This is a genomic window from Paracoccus sp. P2 (genome assembly GCF_046335115.1).
GTDB lineage: Bacteria > Pseudomonadota > Alphaproteobacteria > Rhodobacterales > Rhodobacteraceae > Paracoccus > Paracoccus pantotrophus.
In genome coordinates, this window is record NZ_JBGOSN010000047.1 from 21951 (window position 1) to 28031 (window position 6081).

The 6081-nt window shown below is 69.7% G+C and carries 5 protein-coding genes; all 5 read right to left on the reverse strand.

The features are described 5' to 3' along the window. Positions 1–76 precede the first annotated feature (76 nt). The 5 genes from ACDP63_RS20345 to ACDP63_RS20365 all read right to left on the reverse strand — a co-directional run bounded on the left by ACDP63_RS20345 (position 77) and on the right by ACDP63_RS20365 (position 5724). Positions 77–997, reverse strand: a complete 921-nt coding sequence (locus ACDP63_RS20345; protein WP_024845511.1) for a carbohydrate kinase family protein — start codon at positions 995–997, stop codon at positions 77–79. 18 nt (positions 998–1015) lie between these two features. Then, positions 1016–2302: a hypothetical protein gene (locus ACDP63_RS20350; protein WP_024845510.1), complete on the reverse strand. Its 1287-nt coding sequence runs from the start codon at positions 2300–2302 to the stop codon at positions 1016–1018. Between the two features lie 9 nt (positions 2303–2311). Continuing rightward, positions 2312–3442 carry an SPFH domain-containing protein gene (locus ACDP63_RS20355; protein ID WP_024845509.1) on the reverse strand — a complete coding sequence of 377 codons (1131 nt, stop codon included), beginning with the start codon at positions 3440–3442 and terminating at the stop codon, positions 2312–2314. A gap of 81 nt (positions 3443–3523) precedes the next feature. Further along, the gene (locus ACDP63_RS20360; RefSeq protein ID WP_024845508.1) at positions 3524–4552 is read right to left on the reverse strand and encodes a DUF2927 domain-containing protein; all 1029 of its coding nucleotides are present in this window, start codon (positions 4550–4552) and stop codon (positions 3524–3526) included. Then, positions 4549–5724, reverse strand: a complete 1176-nt coding sequence (locus ACDP63_RS20365) for a toxic anion resistance protein (RefSeq protein WP_024845507.1) — start codon at positions 5722–5724, stop codon at positions 4549–4551. The genes ACDP63_RS20360 and ACDP63_RS20365 overlap by 4 nt, the downstream gene beginning before the upstream one ends. Positions 5725–6081: the final 357 nt, after the last annotated feature.

The window sequence follows — 6081 nt, forward strand, 5'->3', positions numbered from 1 at the left end:
AAGGCGCGCGGCGCCGGAGTTGCCGCCTTGCGCCGGGGTATTTGGGAAACGGTGAAAGCGCCGGCGCTGCCGTCCTTCAGCCCGGCAGGGCGGCCAGTTCATGCGCCCAGGGCGGGTCGGCGCCGGGGCGCGAGACGGTGATCGCCGCCGCGCTTGTGCCGAGCGCGAGCGCCTGGGCGATGGATTCCGGCGCCAGCGTCTCCAGCCCCTGGCGCGTCAGCACCCCGGCGCGGTCCAGCGCGGCCAGGACGCCGGCATTGAAGGTGTCGCCGGCGCCGATCGTGTCGGCGACCTCGACCCGCACCGCCCGGGCAGAGAGCGGCGCGCCCGACCAACGCGCGCGCGCGCCGGCCGAACCGCCGGTCTGGAAGACCACCCGCGGCCCGCGGGACAGGATCGCGGCGGCGGCCTCCTCGAAGCTGGCGCCGGGCATCAGCCATTCCAGGTCGTCGCCCGAAAGCTTGACCAGGTCGGCCATGGCGATGAGCCGGTCGAGCCGGGCGCGATAGGCCGTCTCGTCGGCGATGAAGAAGGGGCGGATGTTGGGGTCCAGCATCACCGGCACGCGGTGGCGCACGCGCTCCACCAGCGCCTCGACGGCGGCGCCGCAGGGGTCCGGCACCAGGCTGATGCCGCCGATGAACAGCGCCGAGACGGTATCGGGGATCTCGGGCAGGTCTTCGGGGGCGAACATGCGCCCGGCCGAGCCCTCGTCATAGAAGGAATAGCGTGCCTCGCCACCGGTCAGGGTCACGAAGGCCAGCGTGGTCAGCCGGTCGCTGCGCGGGCAAAGCCCGGTATCCACCCCGGCCTCGGCCAGCGGGCGCAGCAGCGTCTCGCCGAACGTGTCGCGCGAGATCGGCCAGAGATAGCCCGTCTGCGCCCCCATGCGGCCGAGCGCGATGGCGGTGTTGTAGACCGCGCCTCCGGGCAGCGGCCGGTAATTGGCGCCCTCGGGCACCATGTCGATCAGCGATTCCCCGGCGCAAAGGATCATGGCCCTCCCCTTCCTTCGTCAGCCCGTTCCTGTCTCCTGATAGCGGTAACTGTCGGCGATGGAAATATCCTGCGTGATCGGGGCCGCGCCGATGCGGATGAAACCGCCGCGCTCGTTCAGCCACAGCGCCGCCAGAAGCAGCGCCAGCGCCAGCAGCACGGCAAGGGCGATCTTCCAGGCAGACCAGGGCCGTTCGCCCTGCACGCGGCCGGACTGGCCGTTGACCACGAAACGATAGCTCTTGCCGTTGTAGCGATAGGCGGCGGTCCAGACCGGCAGCAGGATATGCTTGAAGGTCTCGTTCGCGAAGCGGGTCTCGATGCCGGTGACGCGCTGTTCGTTGCCGCCGATGGCGCGGCGCACGTCCATGGCGATCACCCCGGCCATTTCCTGCCGGGCGATGTCATGGCCGGAGCCCAGCGGGATCGTATAGCCCTCGGCCAGGAAACCGGCGAGGTATTCGGGCCGGTAGGGCACCAGATGCGACAGATCCCAAGGCGTCAGCGCATCGGTGATGCGGCGCGGCAGCGAGGTCGAGGCCAGCACCAGCACATCGTCGAAATTCCGCGCCACCTGGCCCGAAACCGGGGTCCAGCGCGTCTTGCGCACCTGCTGCGCCACCCGCTGCTGGCGGCCGTTCACCATCTGCGTGACATAGACGGTTTCGTAATACCAGTCGCCGCGGGCGCCGGTGTAGCGCGAGGCGGTGTCGGCGTCGAAGGTCCAGAAGGGCGAATAGACCCCGCTCATCTTCTTGCCGCGCCGGGCATAGGCGGTCAGGCCCGTGGGCGCGAACCAGAGCCCCTTGAGCCAGTCCTCGAGCGCGGCTTTCGCCTGCGCCTCGGTGATGACGAAGGGCAGCACGCCCTGCGGCTTGATGTGGCGCGTCGTCCCGGTGTCGGTGACGACGGCGGTGGCGCAGAATGGGCAGGCCGAGGCGTGGCGGTCGCTGGTGATCTCGACCTTGGCGCCGCAATTCGGGCAGGAAAGGGTGCGTATCGTCTCGGTCAGGTCGCTGTGCCGGTCCAGCGACAGCCCGTGTTCCAGCGGCAGTTCCTGCAATTGCGGCGCCTTGTGCCCGCCGTCCCATTGCAGCGCCCGCCCGGTCGCCGGGTCGAGCAGGATGGCGCTTTCGCCCCATCGCCCCTGCTGCGCCTGGCGCGAGGGCGCGCGGGCGGGGCCGGGGCCGATATGGCTTTCATGCCCGCAATAGGGGCAGACCAGGCTTTGCTGGCCCGGCGAGAATTCCAGGCTGGCGCCGCAATTCTCGCAAGGATAGCGGTATTCCGAGGGCGGGGTCGGCATTCCGGCGGCTTACTCCGCCTTCGGGATCGGCGGCGGGGGCGGCGGCGCGACGGTGAAGAGCTGGGCGAGTTCGGCGACCTCCTCGGCCGGTTTCCAGCCGTCCTGGCCGGGGGTCCAGACCAGCGTTTCGCGGGTGAAGCCGCCCTCGCGCACCAGGCGGCCGAGATGGGCGCGGCCATAGGGGCCGTCGGCCTGGCCGTTCACGGCGATGTGCCAGACGGTTTCGGGATGCAGCGGCGGCGGGGTCTGCGGCGCCTGCTGCTGGGGCACGGCGCCCCAGGGGCCGCGCTGCGCCATGGCGGCGCCCATGCCCGCGCCAAGCCCGGCGCCGATGCCCGCGCCCATTCCCGCACCCATGCCGCCGGGCTGGTTCGAGGCGTTCAGCATCGCCTCGGATGCGGCATATTGGCCAAAGCGGTTCAGGTCGCCGACGATGCCCATCGAGGTGCGCTTGTCGAGCATCCTTTCCACCTCGTCGGGCAGGCTGATGTTCTCGATGTAGAATTCCGGGATGGTCAGGCCATAGGCGGCGACGGTGGGGCCGATCGCCTTGGCGACCATCTGGCCCAGGTCGCCGGTATTCGCCGCCATGTCCAGCACCGGGATGCCGGAGCCCGCGATCATGCGCGAGAATTCCTGCACGATGATGTTGCGCAGCTGGAAGCTGATCTCGTCGCGGGTGAATTCGCCGTCGGTGCCGACGATCTCGGTCATGAAGCGGCCGGGGTCGGTCACGCGCATGGAATAGGTGCCGAAGGCGCGGATGCGCACCGGGCCGAATTCCGGGTCGCGCGCGATCACCGGGTTCCTGGTGCCCCATTTCAGGTCGTTGAAGCGGGTGGTGTTGACGAAATAGATCTCGGACTTGAAGGGGCTGCGGAAGCCGTGGTCCCAGTGCTGCAACCGGGTCAGGACCGGCAGGTTGTTCGTCTCGAGCATGTAGAGGCCGGGCTGGAACACGTCCGCCAGCTGCCCCTCGTGGATGAAGACGGCGGCCTGGCCCTCGCGCACGGTCAGCTTGGCGCCGTATTTGATCGCCTTGCCGACGGTCGGGTAGCGCCAGACCATGGTGTCGCGGGTGTCGTCGGTCCATTCGATGATCTCGATGAACTCGCCGCCGAGAATGTCGAAGATGCTCATGGGGGCTGCCTTTCGCTCTGCGGGACGCCTGCCTGCGATAGTGCCCCGCAGCCGCCCGGCGTCAAGACCCGAGCGGCGGGCCTATGCTTCGGTGTCCAGCAGTTCGCGGGCGATTTGCAGCACGATGGGGCGGACCTCGGCCTCGGTCATGCCGGGGCGCAGCCGGGCATCGTAGAGGATCTGCAGCAGCAGCTCGTCATGCCGGGTCAGATAGGCGAATTCCTCGTTGTCGTTGAAGATCGAGGGGCGCGCGCGGGGGCTGTCATTGGCCAGCCCCATGCCCTGCGCCAGTTCCTCGTGCATGCAGGACCGGCGCATGCGCGGCGGCAACTCCGCCCGGATCAGCGCCACCGCCTGCGCATAGACCGGGGAATTGCCGTTGGAATAGGCGAAGACCGTGCAATAGTTCTGCGGCGCCAGATCGCGCAGGGCGGCGATGTCGCCGGGCGGGATGCCGGGCACCAGCGCGGCCAGGCGCGGGCCGATGGCGCGGCGCTCGTCCTCGTTCAGGATCAGCACGGTGACATTGCCGGCGCCGCCGGTCAGCGCGACCGGATGGCCGCTGATGCGGGCAAGCCGGGCGGCGAAGCCAGCGATCTCGGCGCGGTCGCGGGCGCGCTGGTCGGGGGCGACCGAATCGCCGAATTCCAGCCGCAGTGCCACCGGCTGCTGCCAGCGCCGCAAGGGCGCCGGCGTCGGGCGCGAGACCAGCTTGCCGCCCTCGCGCACATATTCGTCGTAAAGCGCGACCTCGATGAAGGTGTCGGCCAGCTTTTCCGGCGTCAGCGCGATTTCGTCGCCGCTGTCAGTGCGCAGCCTGCCGCGGGCGATCAGCGCCTGCTCGACCCCGGCAAGATAGTCGCGCATGTTGCGGCTGGCGGGCGAGGCGGCGGCGGCCTCGGCGCGCGCCTTGGCGGCACGGGCGCTTTCCGCGCGCTCGCGGCGCAGCGCCGCCAGGTCGACCGGCGGGTCGGGGCGTTCGGGCGGCGGCGGTGCCTCGACCGCGGGGGGCGGCGCCTCGGCCGGCGGCTCCGGCGTACAGGCGGCAAGCAGCGCCAGCGCCGCGAGGGCTGCGGAAAGAGGCAGGTGGGATCGGGCTGGCAGGGTCACGGCGTCTTGGCTGCGGGGGTTGCGGATCGGGCGCCGGCCGAGGCGAGCGTCTTGCGCAACTCGGCCTCCATCGCCTTGAGGTCTTCCTCGGCGGCGGCGCGCCGGGTGCGGCCCTCGTCGGCGATGCGCAGGCTGTCCTCGATGGTCGAGATCAGCTCGGCATTGGCGGTGCGCACCGCCTCGATGTCGAAGACGCCACGCTCCATCTGGGTGCGGATCTGGGCGTTGGCCTCGCGCAGGTTCTTGGCGTTGGCGGTCAGAAGGTCGTTGGTCAGGTCGTTCGCCTCCTTGACCGCGCGGGCGGCCTCGGCGCTGCGCTGGATGGTGACGGCCTGGGCCAGCTGCGTCTCCCACAGCGGCACGGTGTTCACCAGCGTCGAATTGATCTTGGTGACCAGAGACTTGTCGTTTTCCTGCACCAGCCGGATCGAGGGCAGCGACTGCATCGTCACCTGCCGCGTCAGCTTGAGGTCGTGGACCCGCCGCTCCAGGTCGTCGCGGGCCGAGCGCAGGTCGCGCAGCTCCTGCGCCGCCATGACCTTGTCGTTCTCGGCCGCGGATTCGACGGCGGCTTCCCGGGCGGGGATCTCGTCGCGGTCGATCTGGGCCAGCTTCTCCTCGCCCGCGGCGATATAGAGCGCCAGTTCGTCATAGAAGTTCAGCGTGCGCTGATAAAGCAGGTCCAGCGACTTGATGTCCTTGAGCAGCCGGTGCTGGTGCTGGTCCAGGTCCATGGCGATGCGGTCGATCTGGCCCTGCACCTCCTCGTAATTCGCCACGAACTTGGCGAAGGGTGCGGCGCGGCCCAGCAGCCTTTCCCACCAGCTGCGCTCGCGCCGCACGTCGAGTTCGCTGACGGAAAAGCCGCGGATGGTGGTCACGATCTCGCGCAGCGATTCGCCGGCCGGGCCAACGTCCTTGTTCTTGACATCCGCCAGCATGGCCTGGCTGATTTCCTGCAATTCGTTCTGGGCGCGGGCGCCGAAATGCACGATCGAGCCCGAATCGCGGATGTCGACCTCGGCCATGCGCTTGCGGATTTCCTCGGCGACGGCGGGTTCTGCCTCGGTCAGCGTCGGCGCGGCGGCGGGGGGTTCGGGCAGGACGACCGCGGTCACGGTCTGGATTTCGTCCAAGGCAGCTTGGGCGCTGGCCTGCGTCTGGTTGGTCATCCGGCTTCGTCCTTTCGTGATGGAACAAGGGCCCGGTTGCAGAATAGGCCGTTTGCCGCCGAGTTCAACGAGAGGTCGGTGCGAAGGTTCCCTTTGCCCGCGCCGGTGTTGCCATCCTGCCGGGGCGGTCGCGGCGCCCATGTGCCGCGTGCGGCGCATCGCCGCGAACCCGCGCATGAAAAAAGGCGGCCCCGCCAAGCGGGACCGCCCTGCACCGCCCACCCGGCGAGGCGCTACTGCGGCTTGACCAGCACCAGGTCGTTCGGCCGCCTCTGGCTTTCGGGCAGGGCCAGGTAGCGGTCGTAATCCGGGACGCTGATCAGCCGCGCCGCGTTGCCCTCGCGCGCGGCCCGCAGG